The 21,585-nt window shown below is 69.2% G+C and carries 25 protein-coding genes and 1 pseudogene; 15 read left to right on the top strand and 11 right to left on the bottom strand.

Translation table 11 applies throughout. The features are described 5' to 3' along the window. Positions 1–137: 137 nt before the first annotated feature. From CGZ93_RS16550 to CGZ93_RS16560, 3 genes are all read right to left on the bottom strand, one after another. Positions 138–806, bottom strand: coding sequence for a hypothetical protein (locus tag CGZ93_RS16550; RefSeq protein ID WP_141211259.1), 669 nt, complete (start codon positions 804–806; stop codon positions 138–140). Then, entirely contained in the window at positions 803–1,411 is a 609-nt protein-coding gene (locus tag CGZ93_RS16555; RefSeq protein ID WP_229117541.1) for a rhomboid family intramembrane serine protease, read from the bottom strand. The genes CGZ93_RS16550 and CGZ93_RS16555 overlap by 4 nt, the downstream gene beginning before the upstream one ends. A gap of 82 nt (positions 1,412–1,493) precedes the next feature. After that, on the bottom strand, positions 1,494–2,048 hold the full coding sequence (locus CGZ93_RS16560; protein ID WP_094365262.1) for a hemerythrin domain-containing protein: 555 nt from the start codon (positions 2,046–2,048) through the stop codon (positions 1,494–1,496). 125 nt (positions 2,049–2,173) lie between these two features. On the opposite strand from CGZ93_RS16560, the gene lepA reads away from it, so the two are divergent. From lepA to CGZ93_RS19090, 3 genes are read left to right on the top strand one after another with little or no spacing between them, the layout of a single operon-like run. Then, complete coding sequence (gene lepA, locus CGZ93_RS16565; RefSeq protein ID WP_094365263.1) at positions 2,174–4,054, top strand: translation elongation factor 4; 1,881 nt, start codon at positions 2,174–2,176, stop codon at positions 4,052–4,054. 8 nt (positions 4,055–4,062) lie between these two features. Beyond that, entirely contained in the window at positions 4,063–4,620 is a 558-nt protein-coding gene (locus CGZ93_RS16570) for a nucleosidase (protein WP_094365264.1), read from the top strand. Positions 4,621–4,638: 18 nt separating this feature from the next. After that, entirely contained in the window at positions 4,639–4,803 is a 165-nt protein-coding gene (locus CGZ93_RS19090; protein ID WP_176451815.1) for a hypothetical protein, read from the top strand. A 111-nt stretch (positions 4,804–4,914) separates the two neighbouring features. On the opposite strand, the pseudogene CGZ93_RS20165 reads toward CGZ93_RS19090, so the two are convergent. Further along, positions 4,915–5,391, bottom strand: a pseudogene (locus CGZ93_RS20165) (CPBP family intramembrane glutamic endopeptidase); the annotation flags it as partial. A 177-nt stretch (positions 5,392–5,568) separates the two neighbouring features. Next, positions 5,569–6,654, bottom strand: a complete 1,086-nt coding sequence (locus CGZ93_RS16585; protein ID WP_094365267.1) for an inositol-3-phosphate synthase — start codon at positions 6,652–6,654, stop codon at positions 5,569–5,571. 127 nt (positions 6,655–6,781) lie between these two features. Between CGZ93_RS16585 and hemW the strand changes: the two genes are divergently transcribed. Together hemW and CGZ93_RS16595 are read left to right on the top strand one after the other, a co-directional pair. Continuing rightward, positions 6,782–7,993, top strand: coding sequence for a radical SAM family heme chaperone HemW (hemW, locus tag CGZ93_RS16590; RefSeq protein ID WP_094365268.1), 1,212 nt, complete (start codon positions 6,782–6,784; stop codon positions 7,991–7,993). A 59-nt stretch (positions 7,994–8,052) separates the two neighbouring features. Beyond that, positions 8,053–8,913: a DUF3097 domain-containing protein gene (locus tag CGZ93_RS16595; RefSeq protein ID WP_094365269.1), complete on the top strand. Its 861-nt coding sequence runs from the start codon at positions 8,053–8,055 to the stop codon at positions 8,911–8,913. Between the two features lie 17 nt (positions 8,914–8,930). On the opposite strand, the gene CGZ93_RS16600 is transcribed toward CGZ93_RS16595, so the two are convergent. Together CGZ93_RS16600 and CGZ93_RS16605 are read right to left on the bottom strand one after the other, a co-directional pair. Further along, the gene (locus CGZ93_RS16600) at positions 8,931–9,140 is read right to left on the bottom strand and encodes a hypothetical protein (protein ID WP_094365270.1); all 210 of its coding nucleotides are present in this window, start codon (positions 9,138–9,140) and stop codon (positions 8,931–8,933) included. Between the two features lie 39 nt (positions 9,141–9,179). Next, the gene (locus CGZ93_RS16605; RefSeq protein WP_094365271.1) at positions 9,180–10,238 is read right to left on the bottom strand and encodes a LacI family DNA-binding transcriptional regulator; all 1,059 of its coding nucleotides are present in this window, start codon (positions 10,236–10,238) and stop codon (positions 9,180–9,182) included. 85 nt (positions 10,239–10,323) lie between these two features. Here CGZ93_RS16605 and CGZ93_RS16610 point away from each other — a divergent pair, with 85 nt between their 5' ends. Beyond that, positions 10,324–11,097, top strand: a complete 774-nt coding sequence (locus tag CGZ93_RS16610; RefSeq protein WP_212753655.1) for an inositol monophosphatase family protein — start codon at positions 10,324–10,326, stop codon at positions 11,095–11,097. A gap of 27 nt (positions 11,098–11,124) precedes the next feature. Here CGZ93_RS16610 and CGZ93_RS16615 read toward each other — a convergent pair whose 3' ends face one another. After that, positions 11,125–12,003: an MBL fold metallo-hydrolase gene (locus tag CGZ93_RS16615; protein WP_094365272.1), complete on the bottom strand. Its 879-nt coding sequence runs from the start codon at positions 12,001–12,003 to the stop codon at positions 11,125–11,127. 105 nt (positions 12,004–12,108) lie between these two features. Between CGZ93_RS16615 and hrcA the strand changes: the two genes are divergently transcribed. From hrcA to tgt, 5 genes are read left to right on the top strand one after another with little or no spacing between them, the layout of a single operon-like run. Continuing rightward, a complete protein-coding gene (gene hrcA / locus CGZ93_RS16620; RefSeq protein WP_094365273.1) occupies positions 12,109–13,122 on the top strand; it encodes a heat-inducible transcriptional repressor HrcA in 1,014 nt (337 codons plus the stop codon). Positions 13,123–13,134: 12 nt separating this feature from the next. Further along, the gene (gene dnaJ / locus CGZ93_RS16625; RefSeq protein WP_094365274.1) at positions 13,135–14,307 is read left to right on the top strand and encodes a molecular chaperone DnaJ; all 1,173 of its coding nucleotides are present in this window, start codon (positions 13,135–13,137) and stop codon (positions 14,305–14,307) included. Between the two features lies 1 nt (position 14,308). Continuing rightward, positions 14,309–15,040 (top strand): 16S rRNA (uracil(1498)-N(3))-methyltransferase, encoded by a 732-nt coding sequence (locus tag CGZ93_RS16630; protein ID WP_094365275.1) that lies wholly within the window; start codon positions 14,309–14,311, stop codon positions 15,038–15,040. 57 nt (positions 15,041–15,097) lie between these two features. Next, the gene (locus CGZ93_RS16635; RefSeq protein ID WP_141211260.1) at positions 15,098–15,499 is read left to right on the top strand and encodes a hypothetical protein; all 402 of its coding nucleotides are present in this window, start codon (positions 15,098–15,100) and stop codon (positions 15,497–15,499) included. A gap of 48 nt (positions 15,500–15,547) precedes the next feature. Next, on the top strand, positions 15,548–16,780 hold the full coding sequence (gene tgt, locus CGZ93_RS16640; RefSeq protein WP_094365277.1) for a tRNA guanosine(34) transglycosylase Tgt: 1,233 nt from the start codon (positions 15,548–15,550) through the stop codon (positions 16,778–16,780). A gap of 3 nt (positions 16,781–16,783) precedes the next feature. On the opposite strand, the gene CGZ93_RS16645 is transcribed toward tgt, so the two are convergent. Next, positions 16,784–17,788 carry an alpha/beta fold hydrolase gene (locus CGZ93_RS16645; RefSeq protein ID WP_094365278.1) on the bottom strand — a complete coding sequence of 335 codons (1,005 nt, stop codon included), beginning with the start codon at positions 17,786–17,788 and terminating at the stop codon, positions 16,784–16,786. Positions 17,789–17,866: 78 nt separating this feature from the next. Between CGZ93_RS16645 and CGZ93_RS16650 the strand changes: the two genes are divergently transcribed. Both CGZ93_RS16650 and CGZ93_RS16655 read left to right on the top strand, forming a co-directional pair. Next, positions 17,867–18,427 carry a TetR/AcrR family transcriptional regulator gene (locus tag CGZ93_RS16650; protein WP_094365279.1) on the top strand — a complete coding sequence of 187 codons (561 nt, stop codon included), beginning with the start codon at positions 17,867–17,869 and terminating at the stop codon, positions 18,425–18,427. Continuing rightward, positions 18,424–19,461 carry a nucleoside hydrolase gene (locus CGZ93_RS16655; protein ID WP_094365280.1) on the top strand — a complete coding sequence of 346 codons (1,038 nt, stop codon included), beginning with the start codon at positions 18,424–18,426 and terminating at the stop codon, positions 19,459–19,461. The genes CGZ93_RS16650 and CGZ93_RS16655 overlap by 4 nt, the downstream gene beginning before the upstream one ends. Here CGZ93_RS16655 and CGZ93_RS16660 read toward each other — a convergent pair. Continuing rightward, on the bottom strand, positions 19,418–20,152 hold the full coding sequence (locus CGZ93_RS16660; RefSeq protein ID WP_094365281.1) for a queuosine precursor transporter: 735 nt from the start codon (positions 20,150–20,152) through the stop codon (positions 19,418–19,420). The two genes, CGZ93_RS16655 and CGZ93_RS16660, sit on opposite strands and share 44 nt — an antisense overlap. Here CGZ93_RS16660 and CGZ93_RS16665 point away from each other — a divergent pair. Further along, positions 20,151–20,660 carry a DUF5709 domain-containing protein gene (locus tag CGZ93_RS16665; RefSeq protein WP_094365282.1) on the top strand — a complete coding sequence of 170 codons (510 nt, stop codon included), beginning with the start codon at positions 20,151–20,153 and terminating at the stop codon, positions 20,658–20,660. The two genes, CGZ93_RS16660 and CGZ93_RS16665, sit on opposite strands and share 2 nt — an antisense overlap. A 16-nt stretch (positions 20,661–20,676) precedes the next feature. Then, a complete protein-coding gene (locus CGZ93_RS16670) occupies positions 20,677–21,099 on the top strand; it encodes a PPOX class F420-dependent oxidoreductase (protein WP_229117543.1) in 423 nt (140 codons plus the stop codon). A 12-nt stretch (positions 21,100–21,111) separates the two neighbouring features. On the opposite strand, the gene CGZ93_RS16675 is transcribed toward CGZ93_RS16670, so the two are convergent. Then, positions 21,112–21,465: a hypothetical protein gene (locus tag CGZ93_RS16675; RefSeq protein WP_094365283.1), complete on the bottom strand. Its 354-nt coding sequence runs from the start codon at positions 21,463–21,465 to the stop codon at positions 21,112–21,114. Positions 21,466–21,585: the final 120 nt, after the last annotated feature.

Consider the following 21,585-nt stretch of genomic DNA (forward strand, 5'->3'; position numbering starts at 1 on the left):
AGATCACCTGGACCCCACCCGACCCCGCCGGCCTCAAAATCCGCGCCAGCTGACCCCCACTCTCGCGGGGAAAACTATGTGAGGCACAGCCCCCCACCACGCGGGGACTTGACTATGAGGCACCACGGTCGAGAGGATCACGCCCTGTAGTACTTGACGCTGGCGGTCTTGAGCACCAGCACCTTGGCCTTCGACCCGGTTAGCCTGGCCCGTGTGGCCTCGTCCGGGACTTTTTCGGACAGCACCCGGTCTCGGGCCAACGCCCCCTGCGACCAGGCGTCGAGAACCGGTCCGGTGGAGAGGCTGGGATCGCTCGGATCGGAGATCTTCACCCCCACGGCGACCTGGTGGGCACAGAGATACCGCACGCTCGGCAGTTTGTGGGGCGAACTCGCATACTTCTCGTAGTGATCGAGCATCACCGGCAGGCCGCGGCGTTGTTCGTTGTCGGTCTGGTCGGGCTGGCAGCCGGCAGCCAGGAGCCGCTGGTGCTGGGCCTCGATCACCTCGCGGAGGGTGCCGTTGGCCTCCACCGCCTGGTAGCGGTGGAAGCCGCAGTCCCAGTCGAAATCGTCCTTCACCTTCCAGTTGTGCTGCCCGCGGCGACAACCGTCGCGAAAAGCGGCGGCAAGCGGGTCGCCATCGCTCAGTTGCTCCAGCATCCGATCGGCGGCCGTCCCCGCTGCCGCGGCACGGGCACGGATCTCGGGGCTTCCGGGGTCCGCGGGCGAACAGGCGCCGAGGAGCGGCGTACCGACCAGCATCGCCGCGGCCGTGAGGACGAGGCGGGCTCGGCCTGGCGTCACACCATCACCTTGCGGCTGGCCCTCCGATGCATCAGCCAGGCGGCGAGTACGCCGCCGATCGCGCCGCCCAGGTGGGCCTGCCAGGAGACTCCCTGCTGGGTCGGGAAGACGCCCCAGAGCACGCCGCCATAGACCAGGAATACCAGCACCCCGATGACGATGTGCTTCCAGTCCCGGGCGAAGATCCCGCGCGCCATCAGGTAGGTGAGCCAGCCGAAGATGACCCCGGAGGCACCCACGATCACGGTGTGTGCCGGGGTGAGCACCCAGGCGATCAGGCCCGAGCAGACCGCCGAGATGATGGTCGACCACAGCATCCTGGCCGCCCCACCGCGACCGATCAGGATCAGGAACCCGAGCACCAGCAGCGGAATCGTGTTCGCCAGCAGGTGGCCGAACCCGAAGTGCAGGAACGGCGCGAACAGGATGCCCACCCAGCCGGTGGGTTCCTGGGCGTGGATGCCGAGCCGGTCGAGCAGGTGCATCAACACGGTGTCGATGGCCTCCAGCACCCACAGCAGCAGGACGGCGCCGATCATGAAGACCGCCGCGCCCTTCGGGGTCTCGACCTGCCGGCGCCCCGCGCTGGGGTTCTGATAGCTCATGCACCCATTGTTCCCGGGGGTGGGGCCAGTCCCAAGGGGGCGGCCCTGTGAGGGTGCTGTGAGTGCTCCGGTATGCCGCCGCTCACTCGCCGGAGCTGTCGCCCTCGGCCTTGCGCATGGTCTGTTCGGGCGCCTTCACGTAGGCCTCCGGGTCCTTGTCGATCGGGGGGATCCCGTCGGCCTCGCGCAGCGCCTGAAAGCGCAGGAACTGCACCGCGATGTCGTGGCGCTGCTGCAGGCTGGCGGTGCGGCGGAAGTCGGTCAGGTCCTGTCGCTCCTCCTCGCCCATGTGGTCGGAGTTGGCGACGTTGGCGTCGGTGACCGCCTGCCACCAGTCGTCGGAGCCGACCTTGCACGTGGCTGCCCGGCGTACCGCGTCGCGGATCTGGTTGTGGTCGGAGATCGCGTCCTCGACCTCCTCGTCGACCGAGTCGGCGTCGGCGGCGCCGTGACCCTGCCGGACCAGGTGCGGATAGAAGTAGCGCTCCTCGGCCTCGGCGTGCAGTTCCAGGAAGATGGCCAACCGGTGCCACAGGGCACCCAGGCCTTCGAGGTCGTCGGCCGGGAACTGCTCGACGGCGGCGAAGTCCCGTCGCTGTTGACCGTGCTGATCGAGGATGACCTGGGTGATGTCCATTTCGGGCTCTTTCGTCGACTGGGTTGTACGCCACCACGCTTTCACACCGCGGAATCGGCATCCGAGGCGGGCGCGTGAGAGGATGGTATGTCCCAGCCCCGACCGACACGACGACCAGGAAGCACATGGCCCCGAGCATTCCCAGCGCCGGCCGGACCGATCCGGCCATCATCCGGAACTTCTGCATCATCGCCCACATAGACCACGGCAAGTCGACCCTGGCCGATCGGATGCTGCAGCTGACCGGGCTGGTAGACGACCGAACGATGCGGGCGCAATACCTGGACCGGATGGACATCGAGCGCGAGCGCGGGATCACCATCAAGTCCCAGGCCGTGCGCATGCCGTGGATTGTGTCTGGGGGGTCTCCGGGGGGCGAAGCCCCCCGGACGTTTGTTCTCAATATGATCGACACCCCCGGTCACGTCGACTTCACCTACGAGGTGTCGCGCTCGCTGGAGGCGTGCGAGGGAGCCGTGCTGCTGGTCGACGCGGCGCAGGGGATCGAGGCGCAGACGCTGGCCAACCTCTACCTCGCCCTGGACGCCGATCTCGAGATCATCCCGGTGCTGAACAAGATCGACCTGCCCAGCGCCAACCCCGAGAAGTACGCCGCCGAGCTGGCCGGCATCATCGGTTGCGATCCCGGCGACGTGCTCAAGGTGAGCGCCAAGACCGGCGAGGGCGTACGCGAGCTGCTCGACCACATCGTCGACAAGATTCCCGCCCCGGTCGGTGACGCCGACGCCCCGGCCCGGGCGCTGATCTTCGACTCGGTCTATGACACCTATCGCGGCGTGGTCACCTATGTCCGGGTGGTCGACGGGGAACTCAGCCACCGCGAGAAGATCCTGATGATGTCCACCCGCGCCACCCACGAGGTGCTCGAGGTGGGGGTGATCTCCCCCGAGCCGATGAAGGTGGACCGGCTCGGCGTGGGGGAGACCGGCTATCTGATCACCGGGGTGAAGGAGGTCCGCCAGTCCCGGGTCGGCGACACGGTCACCTCCGCGAACAACCCCGCCTCGGAGATGCTGTCGGGCTACAAGCACCCGAACCCGATGGTCTATTCCGGGTTGTTCCCGATCGACGCGAACGACTTCACCGAGCTTCGCGAGGCGCTCGACAAGCTGCAGCTGAACGACGCCGCGCTCACCTACGAACCGGAGACCTCGACCGCACTCGGCTTCGGGTTCCGCGTGGGATTTCTCGGCCTGCTGCACATGGAGATCGTGCGCGAGCGGTTGGAGCGCGAGTTCAACCTGGATCTGATCTCCACCGCCCCCAACGTCGTCTATCGGATCGTGATGGAGGACGGCACCGAGCACGTGGTCACCAACCCCAGCGAATATCCCAACAACGGCAAGATCGCCGAGGTGCACGAGCCGGTCACCAAGGCGACCATCCTGGCCCCGGCCGAATACATCGGCACGATTCTTGAACTGTGCCAGCAGAAGCGCGGCATCCAGCTCGGCCTGGACTACCTGTCCGAGGACCGGGTCGAGATCCGCTATCAGCTGCCCCTGGCCGAGATCGTGTTCGACTTCTTCGACGCGCTGAAGTCGCGCACCAAGGGCTACGCCTCGCTCGACTATGACGAGGCCGGGGAGCAGGTGTCCGATCTGGTCAAGGTGGACATCCTGCTGCACGGCGAGCCGGTGGACGCGTTCTCGGCGATCGTGCACAAGGACAAGGCGTACGCCTATGGCGTCGCGATGGCGGGCAAACTCAAGGAACTCATTCCCAGGCAGCAGTTCGAGGTGCCGATCCAGGCCGCGATCGGCGCCCGGGTGATCGCCCGCGAAACCATCCGCGCGATCCGCAAGGACGTGCTCGCCAAGTGCTATGGCGGCGACATCTCCCGCAAGCGAAAGCTGCTGGAGAAGCAGAAGGAGGGCAAGAAGCGGATGAAGGTCGTCGGCCGCGTCGAGGTCCCCCAGGAGGCGTTCGTCGCCGCGCTCTCCACCGGCGAGGGCGGCAAGGACAAGGGCGAGAAGAAGGGCTGAGCCGGCGCATGTCCGCTCTCGTCCTGGTCGCCCACCGGTGGGAGGCCACCGGTCTGCCCGCCGATGCCGACCTGGTGATCACCGGGGTCGGGATGACCGCGGCGGCCGTGGCGGCGACGCGCGCGATTCTGGAGCGCTGCCCGGATCCGCAGTCACGTAACGGTTTACGGGTGATCAACCTCGGCTCCTGTGGCGCCCTGGTCGACGGGATGCAGGGGATCTTCGAGCCGTCGGCGGTGATCAACCGTGACGTGGACGAGCAGGTCCTGGGGGCCGCGGGCCTGGCAGTGGACAACAGGATCGACCTCGGCGGTGACGGTCCGGTGCTCGGTACCGGCGATTCGTTCGTGGCCGGCGGTTCCGCCCGGGAGGCGCTGCTCGGGCGCTGCGAGCTGGTCGACATGGAGGGGTTCGCGATTGCGTACGCCTGCCGCACGTTGGGCGTACCCCTGCGGATGGTCAAGCACGTCTCGGATTCCGCCGACTCCGACGCGTTGGCATGGAAGGACCTGGTCGAGGTCTCGGCGCGTGCGCTGGCCGAGGCGTACGCCGACCTGGCTGACTGAACCCAGGCTCAGGATCCGGTGCTGGCCAGCCCTCCGGAGGTCTCCTTGCCGCCGCTGACCGTCGTGGGCCGGGTCGCGGTCGCCGACCCGGTCGGCCGGGCCGTGGTCGGGGCCGGTGACGGGATCGCGGTCGTGGTGGGGGTGGCCGTCGGTGTTGCCGACGGCGACGGCGACGAGGTATAGCAGGCGTGGACCCGGACCACCTCGGAGTCCCGGGTCTCGGGGACGGGCCTGGACGAACCCCGCCGTGAATCGGCCCAACACCGCGCTCGAGCAGATGGCGATCACATTGTTGAGGCTGTGCATCACGACGGCGGCCTCCATCCCTCCGGTACGCCAGGTGACCAGCCCGGCGGCGGCCGCGAACACCGCCAGGTCGAGCAAGGCCCACGGGTGCACCGATCCGTGGAGCACGACGAACAGCAGGCTGGACAGCGTCAGCGGCACCAGCCAGGCCAGCAACGGTCTGCGGAACCAGCCGCCCACGTTCAGCACCGGCCAGGCGCGGAAGGGAACCGACCGGCCACCGAGTGCACGGACCCGGGGCGGAGCCGCTGCGCGAGCGCGGTGGCGCCCACCACGGCCGGGATGAGGGCGGCCAGAACCACGTTGTTGGCCAGCAGCCCCCGCGGCTCCGTCCTCGGAGGCCAGGTCACCGAGTGCCCGAGGCACACCTGCCAGCAATCCCTGCAGGACGACGAGCAACAGCACCAGGCCGATGCCCGCGGCGGCGAACACCGCGAACAGCACCAGGACAGCAAAGGGCGCCACCAGGCGTGGTGGGCGGTCCGGGACAGCCCGCCATAGTCGGCCGGTCCGGCCGGTCCGGCGAAGAAGCGACGAAGTGTCTGTGTGGGGGTGATCTGTGTCATACCCCCACTGGGATCAGGATTCCGCGAGCTCCGGTAGCCAGTTATCCACAGGCCGTTCCCTGAGCCTGTCGAAGGGTCAGCGCTCCTCGTCGCCGACGATGAACGCCTCGAGCCGCTCCCGGGCGATGTTGTCGGGACGCTGCTCGGGCGGGCTCTTCATCAGGTACGCCGAGGCGGAGGTGAGCGGGCCGCCGATGCCACGGTCCAGACCGATCTTCGCAGCGCGGACCGCGTCGATGATCACCCCGGCGGAGTTGGGCGAGTCCCACACCTCCAACTTGTACTCGATCGACATCGGCGCGTTGCCGAAGCCGTGGCCCTCCAGGCGTACGAATGCGAACTTGCGGTCCTCCAACCAGCCCACATAGTCCGACGGTCCGATGTGCACGTCGGACGCCGCGAGCTCGTGTGGGATGTTGGAGGTGACCGCCTGGGTCTTGGAGATCTTCTTCGACTCCAGCCGGTCGCGTTCGAGCATGTTCTTGAAGTCCATGTTGCCGCCGACGTTCAGCTGATAGGTGCGATCGACCACATAGCCGCGCTCCTCCATCAGCCGCGCCATCACCCGGTGGGTGATGGTGGCGCCGACCTGGGACTTGATGTCGTCGCCGACGATCGGCAGCCCGGCGGCGCGGAACTTCTCCGCCCACTCCGGCGTACCGGCGATGAACACCGGCAGAGCGTTCACGAACGCGCAACCGGCGTCGATCGCACACTGGGCATAGAACTCGTCGGCCTCCTGCGAGCCGACCGGCAGATAGCTGACCAGCACATCGACCTGCGCGTCCTTGAGCGCCGCGACGACGTCGACCGGCTCGGCCTCGGACTCGGTGATCGTTTCGCGGTAGTAGCGGCCGAGACCGTCCAGGGTGTGCCCGCGCTGCACGATCACCCCGGTGGGGGCGACGTCGCAGATCTTGATGGTGTTGTTCTGCGAGGCGTTGATCGCCTCGGCCAGATCGCTGCCCACCTTCTCCGCGTCCACGTCGAACGCGGCCACGAACTCGACATCGCTGACGTGATAGTCCCCGAACCTGACGTGCATCAGGCCCGGCACCGACTCGGTCTCGTCGGCGTCGGCATAGAACGTCACCCCCTGCACCAGCGAAGAGGCGCAGTTGCCCACGCCGACGATGGCTACACGGATCGGGTTCTTGCCCACGGTGGTCTGCCTCCTGTGAGGTGGTCGTCCGGCCCGCTTGAGGGCCACGGGCCAGCGTAGTTGAAATTTCCAGTGGCGCGTGAACCGGCGGCTAGGGTTGGGCCTCGAACCCGACCTGAGGAGGGGTATGCCGTCCACGCTCCCCGAGGGAGACCCCGCTCCGCGCGACGGCTCGCTGCCCGACGCCGCGCTGGCGGAACTACCCGATCATCGCTTCGGGATCTATCTGCACGTGCCGTTCTGCCGCACCCGCTGCGGCTACTGCGACTTCAACACCTACACCGCAGCCGAGCTGGGCCCGGGTGCCTCGCGCACGGACTACGTCGACAGCGCGCTGGCCGAGCTGGATCTGGCGGCCCGGGTGCTGGGGGATCGGGTGCCGAAGGTCGACACGGTCTTCGTCGGCGGGGGTACGCCGACCCTGCTTCCGCCGACCGAGCTGGGGCGGCTGCTCGGTGGCGTTGACGAACGCTTCGGTTTGGCCGACGACGCCGAGGTGACCACCGAGTCCAACCCCGATTCGGTGTCCGCCGCGGACCTGGCCCGGCTGCGCGAGGCCGGGTTCACCCGGATCTCCTTCGGCATGCAGTCGGCGGCCGAGCACGTGCTGCGGGTGCTGGACCGCGAACACACCCCGGGACGGGCGCAGCAGGCCGTGGCCGAGGCACGGGCGGCCGGCTTCGATCAGGTCAGCCTGGACCTGATCTTCGGTACGCCGGGGGAGACCCTCGACGACTGGCGCGCCTCGCTGCAGGCGGTGCTGGACGCCGAGGTGGACCACGTCAGCGCCTACGCGCTGATCGTCGAGGAGGGCACCCGGCTCGCTTCGAGGATCCGCCGCCGCGAGCTGCCCGCCCCCGATGATGACGACCTGGCCGACAAGTATCTGCTGGCCGAGGAACTGCTGTCCGCACAGGGATTCTCGGCCTATGAGGTGAGCAACTGGGCGCGTACGCCACAGGCCCGGTGCCGGCACAACCTGGCCTACTGGCGCGGCGACAACTGGTGGGGGGTCGGTCCCGGGGCGCACAGCCACATCGGCGGCGTACGGTTCTGGAACGTCAAGCATCCCACCGCCTACGCCGGTCGGTTGGTCGCGGGGGAGAGTCCGGCGTACGCCCGGGAGGCCTTGGACGCCGAGACCCGCCGGATGGAGCGCGTGTTGCTGGAACTGCGGCTCGCCGACGGGCTGCCGCTGGCGGTGCTCACCGACAGCGAGCGGTCCCGGGTCACCGACCCGGTACGCCGCGGCCTGGCCGAGCTGCGCGACGACCGCCTCGTGCTCACCCTGACCGGCCGCCTGCTCGCCGACGGCGTCGTCCGCGACCTCCTCGACTGACCCGGCAAAGGTGGGCGTGGGGGCGTGAGTCCGGCCAGCGGGGTGCCTATCATCGCCGGGTGCCTTCCCACGATCGATATTCAGGTGACGTACTGAGCGCCGGCTGGCAGAAGGCCGGCAAGAAGACCTCCCGGGAGCTGCCGGTCGAGCGCGACCTGGTGCTGGAGGATCCGAGCACCGGCTTCTGCGGAGCCGTGGTGCGCTGGGAGAACGGGGTGGTCGTCCTGGAGGACCGCCGGGGCAAGCGACGCAGCTTCCCGATGGGGCCCGGGCTGTGGCTCGAGGGCGAGCCCGTCAGCCTGGTCGTCGGCAAGAAACAGGCGCCGCCGCGGGCGCTCACCCACACCGCGTCCGGGTCGCGCCGTAGTGCCCCGACCAAGCAGGCTCGGGTGGCCCTGCCCAGCCGGATCTACGTCGAGGGACGCCACGACGCCGAGCTGGTGGAGAAGATCTGGGGCGACGACCTGCGCCACGTCGGCGTGGTCGTCGAATATCTCGGCGGTATCGACGACCTGCCCGAGATCGTGGCGAAGTTCGCCCCCGAACAGGGCCGCCGACTCGGCGTACTCGCCGATCACCTGGTACCCGGCAGCAAGGAACAGCGCATCGCCGACCAGGTCGCCGACGGACCGTACGCCGACTGGGTGTTAGTCACCGGCCACCGGTTCATCGACATCTGGGCGGCCATCAAACCCGAACGGGTCGGGCTGAGGGCGTGGCCGGACATCCCCCGCGGCACCGACTGGAAGTCCGGCATCTGTGACCACCTCGGACTGCCGCACCGCAACCAGACCGACATCGCCAAGGCCTGGCAAATGCTGCTGGGCAAGGTGAACTCATGGTCAGACCTCGACCCGAAGCTGCTCACCGAGGTGGAGAAGCTGATCGACTTCGTGACCGCCGATCATCCCCAGGGTTGAGGCTCCGGCCCCAGACCTCAGTGGGCCGAGGTGGCCCACTGCGGCCGCGGCTGCGGGCGGTCGATCCGCTGCGCCATTCGCAGTTGGGCCTGCGCCAGTCGGCGCAGCGTCACCGCGACGGTACGCCGCAGCGGCGTCGCTTCTGCGCCCGGCAGCACGGGCGCCTGGGGGAGGGCGGACTGGTTCTGCCGACGGGCGGCGTCGGTGGCGTTGGTGAAGACGTACATGCGTGTTCCCTTCAGGTTCGTGGGGTCAGGTTCGTGGGGTCAGGTTCGTGGGGCGGGGCCGGTGCTGCGGCGCACGACCAGCTCGACCGGGAGGATCACCTGTCGTTCGGTGAGGCTGGGGTCGAGCAGCAACCTGCCGACGCGCAGCCCCTTTTCGTGGCTGGGTTGATGGACCGTGGTGAGCCCGGCGGAGGTCGCCGCGGCGATGTCGTCGATCCCGCACACGGACACATCGCCGGGAGCGCTCAGCCCACGGGCGCGCATCGCATCGAGCACGCCGAGCGCCATCACGTCCGACATGCAGACGATGGCGGTGCTCCGCGTCGCCTGGTCCAGGGCGTACGCCCCAGCGGTCCGGCCCGACTCGAGCGAGTTGATCCCACCCTCGACCAACCGGAACCGGGCTCCCGGCATGCCCTCGGCCACCCCGCGGAAGCGGTCGACCCACATCCGGTCCAGCTGCTCGTAGTGGCTGGTCGTCGACGCGTCGGCCGGGACCTCCCGCGGGCTGGACCCAGGGGGACGGGCCGAGTCCCACAGCACGGTCACATCCCGATGCCCGAGCCGGTGCAGGTGCTCACCGAGCAACCGCCCTGCGTCGACGTCGTCGATGGCCACGTAGTCGTTGTCCGGGTTGATGAACGTGCCGACGAAGGGCAGGCCACGGCGCCGGGTCAACTCGTTCACCGAGGCCACCACATGGGTCAGGCAGATCTCGGTGAGCCCGTCGATGTTCGCCCGCCGCAGTGCGCCCAGATCGGGCTCCTGGTCGGGCTCCCCGGCCAGCGGCAGCAGCACCAGCGCGGCCCGCTGCTCGCTGCACGCCTCGCTCAACCCGGCCAGGAAGTCCACCGCGAACGGGTCCGAGAAGGCATAGGGCAGGTGATAGCTGAGCAGCACCCCGATCGCGTTCGCCCGGCCGCTGCGCAGGGACTGGGCGGCCGCGTTGGGTCCGTCGTAACCGAGCTCGGCCGCCTTGGCCAGCACGCGCTCCCGCAGGGCGGCGGACAGTTGGTCGGGCTTGTTGTAGGCGTTGCTGACCGTGGCCGCGGACACGCCGACGGCCTTGGCCACGGTCTTGATGGTCACCCGACTCATTCCGACTCCTTCTTAATCGTTCTAGTAGAACGATACAGAGGGAACGGTTCGTGGTCAACGGGCCTGATGCGGCAGGCTGAGGCCCATGAGCCTGGACACCGACGGCGTGCTGGAACTGATCAAGGGGACCGCCGAAGCGGTGGTCCGCCCCCGTTGGCGTGCCCTCTCCCGGGGTGAGGTGGCCGAGAAGAAGCCGGGTGACTACGTCACCATCGCCGATCGCGAGGCCGAGGTGATCCTGACCGATGCACTGCACCGCGCCTTCCCCGGCGCGGTCGTGATCGGCGAGGAGGCGACCGCCGCCGACCCGGGCCTGGTCGACGCCCTGGCCGGTGCCGAGCACGCGTTCGTCGTCGACCCGGTCGACGGGACCCGCAACTTCGTCGAGGGCTCCCCCGACTATGCGGTGATGATCGGTGAGCTGCGCGGTGGCGAGATCACCCGCGGCTGGATCTGGCAGCCGGAGCACGACGCCGCCTGGGTGGCCGAGCGCGGCGCCGGGCTGACCCGCAACGGCGCCCGGGTGACCCGGCCGGCCCCCAACAGCTCAGCGCTGCGGGGCGAGACCTCCAACCGCCGGCTGCTGCACCACGATGTCCCCTCCGGTGTCGACCTCGGCTGGACGGCGTTCAGCTGCGGGATCGACTATCCGAAGCTGTGCGCCGACGGCAGCGACTTCCTGATCTATCGCGCCCTGAAGCCGTGGGATCACGTCCCGGGAAGCCTGATGGTGCGCGAGGTGGGCGGTGTGGCTCGGATGGTGGGCGGCGCCGAATATCAGGGTCGGGGCGTGGGCGGCCCCTTGCTGGTGGCCGCCGACGAGGCGACCTGGCAGGTCGCGAAAGCCTGTCTGCGTTGAGCTTCCGGCGATTCCTCTGAGCCGTGGTCAGTGTCCTCCGGCCAGCGGCAATCGAGTGCGTACGCCATCGGCGGCCAGTTCGGCGTACGCCCGGCGTACCCCCTCCTCCACGTTGGCCCACGGCAGCTGCCACTCGCCCTCCCGCTCGGCGTCGGACAGGCGTACGCCGGCTCGCACCAGCCGCTCCGCCTCGGGCGGCAGCGACGCCAGCGCCGCGAGCTGGCGCACCACGAAATCGAGATCGACCACCGAACCGTGCCCGGGGACCACAACGACCTCCGGCCGCACCATGCCGAGCACCATGTTCAACACCTCGGGCCAGCCGCGCGGCGATGAGGTGGCCCCATAGAACGGGTGCGGCTGCTCCACCAGGTCGCCGGTGAACAGCACCCCCGGCCCACCCTCGGCGGTGCGCGGGACGTTGACCAGCACGTCGCCCTCGGTGTGCGCCGGCCCCAGGTGCAGCAGCTCCAGGTGCACCCCGCCCAGGTCGATCGAGGCGGCCACCGAGAACAGGTGCTCCGGCACCCGCAGGTCGGCGGCGGTCAACCCCAGCGACTGAGCCTCACCCAGCGTCTCGGCGTCATCGAGCCGCTCCGCCAGCGACTCGTGCCCCCAGGCCGGCACTCCGAGCAGGCCGCCGAGCCCGAACCAGTGATCGCGATCGGCATGGGTGACCACGCCGCCGATCAGCGGGACGTCGGTCACCTCAGTGACGCGAGCGGCCAGTCGGCGGCCCTGCTCGGGGGTGGAACCGGTGTCGATCAGCACCGCCCCCTGCGAGCCGGCGACCAGTCCGAGGTTCACCGCATCCGGCTCGGCCACCAGCGTCCACACGCCCGGCGCCACCGAGCGCCACCCGCCCTCGCGGGAACCCGAATTCGCTGCCGGGGTCTGTTCGCTCATACCCGCTAGACTGGCACTCGCGCCAAATGAGTGCCAAACTCCCGATCCGGTCCGGATTCGACCGACCGGTCCGGACCCGGAGCCACGAGACGGCAGGAGGTGGAGATGCTCGACGAACGGAAGCTGCAGGTGCTGCGGGCCATCGTCACCGACTACGTCTCCAGCCGCGAGCCGGTCGGGTCGAAGGCGTTGGCCGACCGCTATGACCTCGGCGTCTCGCCGGCCACGGTGCGCAACGACATGGCGGTGCTGGAGGAGGAGGGCTACATCGCCCAGCCGCACACCAGCGCCGGGCGGATCCCGACCGACAAGGGTTACCGGTTGTTCGTCGACCGGCTCGCCGGGGTGAAGCCGCTCTCGGCGGCCGAGCGCCGCGCCATCCAGACCTTCCTGTCCGGTGCGGCCGACGTGGACGACATCGTCACCCGCACCGTGCGGCTGCTGGCCCAGATCACCCAGCAGGTCGCGATCGTGCAATATCCGGTGCTGTCCGCGACCACCCTGCGGCACGTCGAGGTGGTGTCGCTGACCCCGGATCGGGTGCTGCTGATCGTGATCAACTCCGCCGGCCGGGTGGAGCAGCGCACGGTGGAGTTGCCCGGTCACGGCGAGGATGACCTGGCCGTGCTGAAGACCCGGCTCAACGACTCGGTGGTGGGGCGTACGCCGGCCGACGCGGCTTACGAGCTGTCCCGGTTGAGCAGCCTGGTCGGGTCGGAGGAGCAGTCCCGCACCCAGGTCGCGATCGCCGCCCTGCTTGAAGTTCTGGGCACCGGAGCCTCGACCCGAGTCGTGGTGGGTGGGGTGCCCAACCTGACCCGACTGGGGGATTTCAGCAGCACCGTGCAGCCCGTGCTCGAGGCGCTGGAGGAGCAGGTGGTGCTGCTCAAGCTGCTCGGTGAAACGGTCAGCGGTCCGGACGTGACGGTGCGGATCGGGCACGAGAACGAATACGTGCCGTTGCAGACCACCTCGTTGGTCGCCTCGGCCTACGGCAGTCCCGAAGACGTGTGGGCGAGCCTCGGCATCGTCGGGCCGACCCGGATGGACTACCCCTCAACGATGGCGACGGTACGCGCGGTGGCGCGTTACGTCGGCCGGTTCCTCAACGAAGGATGACGAGAAGGCCAGATGACTGACTACTACGAGATCCTCGAGGTGGCCCGCGACGCGAGCGCCGACCAGATCAAGAAGGCCTATCGGCGGATGGCGATGCGCTATCACCCCGACGTGGCCACCGATGACGGCGCCGCGGAGAAGTTCAAGCAGGTGCAGGAGGCCTACGACGTGCTCTCCGACCAGCGCAAGCGCAGCATCTATGACCGCGGTGGCAACCCCAGCGGACGCAGCGCCGCGGGCTTCGGCGGCGGCGCGGGGTTCGGCGACTTCGGTGGGGCCGGCTTCGACTTCACCAACCTGGTGGACGCGATGTTCGGCCAGCAGTCCGCGCGTGGCCCGCGCTCTCGGGTACGCCGCGGCCAGGACGCGCTGGTCCAACTCCAGTTGGAGTTGCACGAGGCGGCGTTCGGGGTGTCCCGGGTGATCGCGATGGAGACAGCTGTGCTGTGTCCCCGCTGTCAGGGGGCGGGTGCGGCCGAGGGGTCGAAGCCCGAGCAGTGCCGCACCTGTCACGGCCGTGGCGACGTGACGCAGATCCAGCGCTCCTTCCTCGGTGACATCCGGACCAGTCAGCCGTGCCCGAACTGCCGCGGCTATGGCAGCGTGATTCCTCAGCCCTGTGGGGAATGCGATGGTGAGGGCCGCATTCGCACCGCCCGCGAGATCACCGTCAAGATCCCCGCCGGGGTGGACACCGGGATGCGGGTGCACCTGGCCTCCCACGGCGAGGTCGGCCCAGGTGGTGGACCCGCCGGTGACCTCTACGTCGAGATCGTGGTGGCCGAGCACCCCCTGTTCAAGCGCAACGGCAACGACCTCGAGATGGTGGTCCGGCTCCCGATGACCGCCGCCGCACTGGGCACCGAGGTGAACGTGCGGACACTGGAGGCCGATCAGCCGGATTCCGATCCGGAGCAGGATTCGGTACGCCTGGAGGTCCCGGCCGGCACGCAGTCGGGGACCCGGCTCACCATCCCCGGGCGGGGAATCCCGCAGCTGCGCGGCAAGGGTCGTGGCGAGCTCTGTGTGACACTGCTGGTGCTGACCCCGACCAGGGTGAACGCCGAGCAGCGGGACCTGCTGCGCCAGCTGGCCGAGCTCCGTGAGGAGACCAACGCCGAGGCGGAACAGGTGCACAAGCGGGAGAAGGGCCGCTTCGAGCGGTTCTGGGAATCGCTGCGCTGACGTGACCAGACCCCTGTTTCTGGCCGAGCTGGCCGACCCGCTGCCGCCGGTCGGTTCGGGCGTACGCCTGGCCGGTGACGAGGGGCGGCATGCCGCGGTGGTGCGCAGAATCACCGCCGGGGAAGAGATCCTGCTCGCCGACGGCGAAGGCCGCGGGCTGGTCGCCGCGGTGGTCGGCGCCGACAAGCAGGGGCTCGACCTGGAGGTGCGAGAGCACCTGGCGTCGGCTCAGCGACCGCTGCGGATCACCGTCGCGCAGGCCCTCGCCAAGGGCGATCGAGGTGAGCTGGCGGTCGAGATGATGACCGAGGTGGGGGTCTCGGAGATCCTCGCCTGGCAGGCGTCCCGCTCCATCGTCAAGTGGTCGGGGGAGCGCGGGGAGAAGTCCTTGCGCAAGTGGGCGGCGACCGCGCGTGAGGCGACCAAGCAGAGCCGCCGGTTGACCGTGCCGGCGGTGGCCGGCCCGCTGTCGACCAGGCGGCTGCTGGAGCGGATCTCCGCCGCCGACCTGGCCCTGGTGCTGCACGAGGACGCGACCGAGTCTCTCGCCCAGGTGGACATTCCCGCTGCAGGGGAGATCCTGCTGGTGATCGGCCCCGAGGGTGGCATCAGTTCCGACGAGTTGGACGCGATGGTGGGTGCCGGCGCGACACCGGTGCGGATCTCCGACGCCGTGTTGCGCACCTCCACCGCTGGGGTCGTGGCGATCGGGGCACTCCGGCTCCGAGCGTGAGGGAGCGGGCTTGACCTTCTCACCTGTCACCATCGGGGGATGGGACAACGGGCGAGGATGACAGCGGGACTCCTGATCGCACCCCTGGCTTTGGGGACGGTGCTTGCCACGGGCGGTTGCTCGACCTGGAAGACGGGCCAGACGAAGTGCCCGCTGATGAGCCTGGACTGCACGGTCAGTCTGAAGGGTGCCGGGGCCGAGGCGAAGCTGGAGCACAAGCGCTTTGACGCACCGCGCACGCGCGGCAGCCGGCCCACCCCGGACAAGAACGACAAGAAGAATCAGGACCGGATGCGGCTGCAGTCGGCCGAAGAGGGGGGCATCGCCCGGATGTCTGCCATCGGGCGTACCCGCAGCTACAGCTTCGAGTGCACCCAGGGGCAGGTGCAGGAGGTCGCCGGGGTCACGGTCACCTGCACCAAGGTGGCCAAGAACGAGGTCGAACTGCTGCTCCAGTGAGGTCGAGCCGGCTCGTGCGGTGAGCCGGGGGCGATAGCCTCGGACATCATGAGCGAACAGGATTTCGGCTTCCGGATCGACACCCGCCTCGAGGGCGAACTGGGGCGTACCGGAGTGATCCGGACCCCGCACGGCGAGATCGAGACCCCGGCGTTCATCGTGGTCGGCACGCAGGCGACCGTGAAGGCGGTGCTGCCCGAGGCCATCCGGGAGCTGGGTGCCCAGGCGGTGCTGGCCAACGCCTATCACCTCTATCTGCAACCGGGTGCCGACATCGTCGATCAGGCCGGCGGCCTGGGCACCTTCATGAACTGGCCCGGGCCCACCTTCACCGACTCCGGTGGCTATCAGGTGATGAGCCTGGGGGCGGGATTCAAGAAGGTGCTGGTGATGGACGCCAGCCGGGTCGGCGACGACGACGTGATCGCCGAGGGTCGGGAGCGACTGGCCCACGTGGACGATGACGGCGTCACCTTCAAGTCCCACCTGAACGGGTCCATGCACCGGTTCACCCCCGAGGTGTCGATGCAGGTGCAGCACCAGCTCGGCGCGGACATCATCTTCGCGTTCGACGAGCTGACCACCCTGATGAACACCCGCGCCTATCAGGAGGAGTCGCTGGAGCGTACCCGCCGCTGGGCCGAACGCTGCCTGGTCGAGCATCGCCGGCTCACCGACGAGCGCGCCGGAAAGCCTTACCAGGCACTGTTCGGCGTGCTGCAGGGTGCGCAATATGAGGATCTGCGGCGCAAGGCGGCCCGCGACCTGGGGGCGATGGAGCTGGCCGGGCAGCGGTTCGACGGATTCGGCATCGGCGGGGCATTGGAGAAGGAGAACCTGGGCACCATCGTCGGCTGGGTCGCCGAGGAGTTGCCGGAGGACAAGCCGCGGCACCTGCTCGGCATCTCCGAGCCCGACGACTTCTTCGCCGCGATCGCCAACGGGGCGGACACCTTCGACTGCGTACAGCCCTCCCGGGTCGGTCGCAAGGCGGCCGTCTATACCGCCGACGGCAGGTTCAACGTGACCAACGCCGCCAATCGTCGCAACTTCAACCCCATCCAGGAAGTCTGCGACTGCTACACCTGCGCCCACTACACCCGGGCCTATCTGCACCACCTGTTCAAGGCCAAGGAGAGCGTCGCCGGCACCCTGGCCACGATCCACAACGAGCGGTTCACCGTACGCCTGGTCGACGACATCCGCGCCAGCATCAGGAGCGGTGAGTTCAAAGCGTTCCGAGACGAGTTCCTCGGCCGCTTCTATGCCATGCGCCGCTGAACCTCAGCCGGGTTCGTGCGCGGCGCAGAACGCCAGCACCGCCGGGTCCAGCTCTGCGCCGAGCTCACCGTGGATGGCGTGCGTGGCCTCCGGCCGGATCGAGATCTCGATCCCGGGCACGTTGGCCCGGCCCCGAGCCTCCGCCGCCCTGGCATCGTGCAGCACGCTGCGGCCCGCGATCACTGCCCACACAGGGATTCGCAGGGCGCGGAGGTCCGCCTCCGGGATCACGTCCGGGGTGGGGGAGGCCACCGCATAACCGTCGATCCCGGCGTTCACGACCCGCGCCTCCGGCACCGAGTCGTCGGCGGGTGCGCCACCGGCCGTCCAGCCGGTGAACCACTCGGTGAACCCCGGCGGCGCCAGCGGGAACGACGACACCATCGCGGCGACGACGAACCCCGGCTTCGGGGGCGCGAACACGAAGGCCGGGTCGAGCAGGCTGACCGAGGCCACCCGCCCCGGATGGTGCCGGGCCAGATTCACCGCGGTCCAGCCGCCGAAGGAGACCCCGAGCAGGTGCGCGCGCTCGGCACCCATCCCGGCCAAGGCCTGGTCGAGCCAGCGGGCCTGGTCGGCATGTCTCCGCACCGGCCGGGTCTGCACCGACAGCCCCGCCTGACCGAGCAGGTCGATCGCGATCACGGGACGCTCGGCCACCAGCCGCGGGATGTTCCCCAACCACATCGGGGTCGGGGCCGCCTGCCCGGGCAGCAGCACCAAGGGCGCGAGCCGACGATAGCTCTCGTCGGCCCCCGGGCGTTCGAACCGGTACGCCCGCACGGTGCCGAAGTCGGTGGGTACGTCGGCGGTCCGGGCCGGCGGAGGCAGCAACGTCATCGTGTCGGCGTACGCCCGCTCGAACCGCTGCCGCGCGGCGTCGGACTTCCAGTGACCGGTCGGGCTGGGGTCCCACAGCAGTGCCAGATTGAGTCCGACATAGAACACCGGGAGGGCCACGGCTATCGCGATCCCGATGAGCAGCCTCCTGCGCTTCAAACGTGCCATCACCGACTCCTTTGCAATGCGAATGCATTGTTACAACTCGACCATAACTCAATGCGGGTGCATTGCTAAACTGGGCGCGTGCCCAGACGCGTCGACCACGAGCAACGCCGGACCGAGATCGCCCTCGGTGTCCTGGCCGTGGTCGCCGACGGTGGTCTGGCCGCGGTCAGCCTGCGCTCGGTCGCCGAGGCCGCGGGGGTGTCGATGGGTCGGGTGCAGCACTACTTCGGCAGCAAGCGGGAGCTGGTGCTGCACGCTTGCCGCACCGTGATGGACCTGGCGGAGGAGCAGCACCTGGCCGCGGCCGGGCTCTCCCCGCACGAGCGGATCCGGCACCTGCTGGTGATGGGCATTCCGACGACGGTCGACGGTCGCCGGGGGGTCGGGGTCTGGTACGCCTTCGTCGTCGGCGCGGCCACCGACCCGGAACTGGCCGGACTGGTCACCGAGGGGTGGCGCAACCTGCGCGCCGACCTGGTGTCGTTGCTGGCCGAGGCGGGCGCCGTGGAGTGCGAACAGCTCGCCGACGCCCTGGCCGCGATGGTCGACGGTCTGGTGCTGCGGGTCGCCCTGGGCAGCCTGACCGCGAGCCAGGCGCAGGCCGCGGTCGAACGACAACTTCAGGCGGTGTTGCGATGAGACTGCTCGCCGACGTGGACACCGGGATCGACGATGCCCTGGCACTGATCTGGCTGGCCGCCCGTGAGGACGTCGACCTGGTCGGGGTGTCCACCACCTCAGGCAACACCACCGCAGAGCAGGCCGCCTGGAATTCCCTGGCTGTGCTGGAATCCTGCGGTCGGTTCGGGGTCGAGGTGTGCACCGGTACGCCGACCCCGCTGCAGGTCCCGCCGAGCACCACTCCCGAGACCCACGGGGACGAGGGGCTCGGCCACGCCGTGCTGGCAGAGCCGCGGGGATCGCTGTCCCAGCGCGGATTCCTCGACCTGTGGCTCGACGAGCTGCGCACCCACCCTGGTGAGACGACGCTGTTGGTGACCGGTCCGCTGACCAACCTGGCGGTGGCGTTGCGCGCGGAGCCGCGGTTGCCCGAGCTGATGGGCCGGGTGGTGATCATGGGTGGTGCCTTCGAGCATCCCGGCAACACCACGCCGACGGCCGAGTGGAACGCCTGGGTCGACCCGCACGCAGCAGCCGAGGCGTACGCCGCCTGGCAGGGGCGTCCGGCGCCACTGCCCACCGTCTGCTCGCTGGGCGTGACCGAACCGGTGACCCTCGACCCGGCCTGGCTCGACGCGCTCGCCGAACGGCTCGGCGTACCCGCCCCGCGGCTGTCACCCCAGCGTCCACGCGCGGACCGCGTGCCGCCCACCCAGCTCGCCTGGTTCGACCTGCTGGTCGAGTCGCTGCGGTTCTATTTCGAGTTCCACCTGGACTGGGGCTACGGCTATCTCGCCCAGGTGCACGACCTGTGCGCAGCCATGGTCGCCCTCGACGCGGTGGCCTACCAAAGTGAGCCCGTCTGGGTCGGGGTGGAGACCGACAGCCCGCTCACCCGCGGAACCACCGTCCGCGACACGCGCAAGCTGCTGGGACATCCGGCCAACGCCGAGGTGGTCACCGCCGTGGATCCGGCTGCCATCCGCGAGCGGCTGCTGCAGGACCTGCTCAGTCGGTCAGCGCGGCCTGATAGCTCGGCTCCCGCTTCTTGATCCACCCGATGACCGCCGCGGTCACCGGCATCACCGCATACTGCACCAACACCTTGTAGAGGAATCCGAAGAAGGTGTAGTTGGCCCACTGCCCGATCGAGGTGATCCCGATCGCTGTGGCCGCGACCGTGCAGAACACCAACGTGTCAATGAATTCCCCGACCCCGGTCGAGGACGCCATCCGGGCGAACAGGCCCTTCTCCCGGTTGCGCCGCTTCATCGCAACCATCACCAGCGTGTTCAGGTTCTGCCCGGCCAGGAAGCCGAGGATGCCGGCCAGCACCACCTGCCAGACCGGCCCGAGGGCCGTCTCCAGTGCCGCCTGCTTCTCCGCGCCATAGTCGTCACCCATGCCGGGCAGCGCGATGATCACCGCATAGCAGAGCACCGACAGCACGTTGGCGCCGAAACTGACCCAGATCGCCCGCCGAGCCGCGCGGCCGCCGTAGATCTCGCTGATCACGTCACCGACGATGTAGGCCAGCGGGAACAGGAAGAAGGCGCCGTCGGTGATCACCGGGCCGAACATCACCCCCTTGCTGGCCCCGATCCCGGACAGGATCACCACCACGCACATCAGCGCCAGCAGATGGGCATAGTGCACCGAGCCGGTGTCGGCGTAGGCAACGGGGCGGGGGATTGCAGTCGGTCGAGTCACGGCGGGCCATTCTAGGTGGCAGCATGGAGCCATGAGTGACACGGATTCGGAGTTCATCGACGAGCAGGTCCCCGACGAGTCGGTCCAGTGGGACCAGCAGGACAGCGAGCGGAGCCTCGTCGACCGCAACGGGGTGGACCCGCTCGACGAGGGGTACATCCCGCCGGACCAGTGGTCACCGGCCGAGGGCTTCGGAAACACCGCCGCCGAGATGCACCAGGGCGAGACTCTCGATCAGCGGGTCAAGCAGGAGGAACCCGAATCCGGTTATGACCCCGATCGCCTGTCCGAGGGGGAGGGCGAGGAGGATCTCGACGATCACGAGGTCGGCCGCCGCCGCGCCGGGCGGCTCGTGGACGCCAACCACGGCTATTCCGGAGAGGACACCGAGGCGGAGCTGGTCGGAGAGGACGTGGGCATCGACGGGGCTGCGGCGAGCGCCGAGGAGGCCGCGATGCACGTCATCGACGACTCCACCGACGACGACTTCGACGATGATTACCGGGGCGGACCGGACCGGGCCCGCGGCGGGCGGCGCTGAGATGGCGTACCACCGGATGAGCGAGGCCGAGGTCCGCGACTTCCTCGAGCGGGACCCGGCCCGGCCGGCCATCCTGGGCACCACCCGCAAGGACGGTCGCCCGCACCTGGCGCCGATGTGGTATGCCCTGGACAGCGACGGCAGCATCTGCTTCAACACCGGCGCCGACACGCTCAAGGGCCGCACGCTGCGGCGTACCGGCTATGCCGTGCTGACCGTCCAGGACGATCGGCCGCCCTTCTCGTTCGTCACGGTGCAGGGTCCGGTGGAGCTGGTCGACGACCTCGAGCAGGTACGCCGGTGGGCGGGGATGATCGGCGGTCGCTACATGGGGGCCGATCGGGCCGGGGAGTACGCCGCCCGTAACGGGGTGCCGGGCGAGCTTCTGGTCCGCCTGCGCGTCAACCACACGGTGAGCGCCGCGGACGTCGCCGACTGAGGCGTACGCCGGTCAGCTCAGCTTGAAGTGCTCGCCCAGCGCGACCGGGTTCATCGACATCAGCCGGTAGTCGAGCAGGATCAGCTGCTCAAAGGTGCTGTCCCGGCCGCGGATCCGGGTGCTGGCCGCCAGGGCCCGCTCCCAGACCAGGATGCAGCGGGCCTCGCAGATCTCCACCGGCATCACGTCGCCCGTGTTGATCCCCAGGAATTTCGGCCCCTTCTGCACGCAGAAATCGCGCAGTACGACGTCCAGGTGATTGCGGTCCACCAGGGGCTGGTAGGCGAAGGTCGCCAGGAACGCGTCCGCGGCGAGGCGGTGCGGGTCGGCGGCAACCATCTGGTCGAAGGTCTGGAACAGCGGCATCGGATACCTCCCTGGCAGCATCGTGCCGCAACTCAGGCGCACACTGGTGGCACAGGTCACTAGACTGGGTGATCACACCGAGCATGGAGGGACACCATCAGACCGCATCAGGTTGAACGC

The sequence above is a fragment of the Enemella dayhoffiae genome, from assembly GCF_002250625.1.
GTDB lineage: Bacteria > Actinomycetota > Actinomycetes > Propionibacteriales > Propionibacteriaceae > Enemella > Enemella dayhoffiae.

Coding starts and splice junctions, on each gene's coding strand:
- CGZ93_RS16555 (WP_229117541.1), bottom strand. CDS start 1,411: ATGAGCTATCAGAACCCCAGCGCGGGGCGCCGGCAGGTCGAGACCCCG.
- CGZ93_RS16560 (WP_094365262.1), bottom strand. CDS start 2,048: ATGGACATCACCCAGGTCATCCTCGATCAGCACGGTCAACAGCGACGG.
- lepA (WP_094365263.1), top strand. CDS start 2,174: ATGGCCCCGAGCATTCCCAGCGCCGGCCGGACCGATCCGGCCATCATC.
- CGZ93_RS16570 (WP_094365264.1), top strand. CDS start 4,063: ATGTCCGCTCTCGTCCTGGTCGCCCACCGGTGGGAGGCCACCGGTCTG.
- hemW (WP_094365268.1), top strand. CDS start 6,782: ATGCCGTCCACGCTCCCCGAGGGAGACCCCGCTCCGCGCGACGGCTCG.
- CGZ93_RS16600 (WP_094365270.1), bottom strand. CDS start 9,140: ATGTACGTCTTCACCAACGCCACCGACGCCGCCCGTCGGCAGAACCAG.
- CGZ93_RS16605 (WP_094365271.1), bottom strand. CDS start 10,238: ATGAGTCGGGTGACCATCAAGACCGTGGCCAAGGCCGTCGGCGTGTCC.
- CGZ93_RS16610 (WP_212753655.1), top strand. CDS start 10,324: ATGAGCCTGGACACCGACGGCGTGCTGGAACTGATCAAGGGGACCGCC.
- CGZ93_RS16615 (WP_094365272.1), bottom strand. CDS start 12,003: ATGAGCGAACAGACCCCGGCAGCGAATTCGGGTTCCCGCGAGGGCGGG.
- hrcA (WP_094365273.1), top strand. CDS start 12,109: ATGCTCGACGAACGGAAGCTGCAGGTGCTGCGGGCCATCGTCACCGAC.
- dnaJ (WP_094365274.1), top strand. CDS start 13,135: ATGACTGACTACTACGAGATCCTCGAGGTGGCCCGCGACGCGAGCGCC.
- CGZ93_RS16635 (WP_141211260.1), top strand. CDS start 15,098: ATGACAGCGGGACTCCTGATCGCACCCCTGGCTTTGGGGACGGTGCTT.
- tgt (WP_094365277.1), top strand. CDS start 15,548: ATGAGCGAACAGGATTTCGGCTTCCGGATCGACACCCGCCTCGAGGGC.
- CGZ93_RS16645 (WP_094365278.1), bottom strand. CDS start 17,788: ATGGCACGTTTGAAGCGCAGGAGGCTGCTCATCGGGATCGCGATAGCC.
- CGZ93_RS16655 (WP_094365280.1), top strand. CDS start 18,424: ATGAGACTGCTCGCCGACGTGGACACCGGGATCGACGATGCCCTGGCA.
- CGZ93_RS16665 (WP_094365282.1), top strand. CDS start 20,151: ATGAGTGACACGGATTCGGAGTTCATCGACGAGCAGGTCCCCGACGAG.
- CGZ93_RS16660 (WP_094365281.1), bottom strand. CDS start 20,152: ATGGCTCCATGCTGCCACCTAGAATGGCCCGCCGTGACTCGACCGACT.
- CGZ93_RS16670 (WP_229117543.1), top strand. CDS start 20,677: ATGAGCGAGGCCGAGGTCCGCGACTTCCTCGAGCGGGACCCGGCCCGG.
- CGZ93_RS16675 (WP_094365283.1), bottom strand. CDS start 21,465: ATGCCGCTGTTCCAGACCTTCGACCAGATGGTTGCCGCCGACCCGCAC.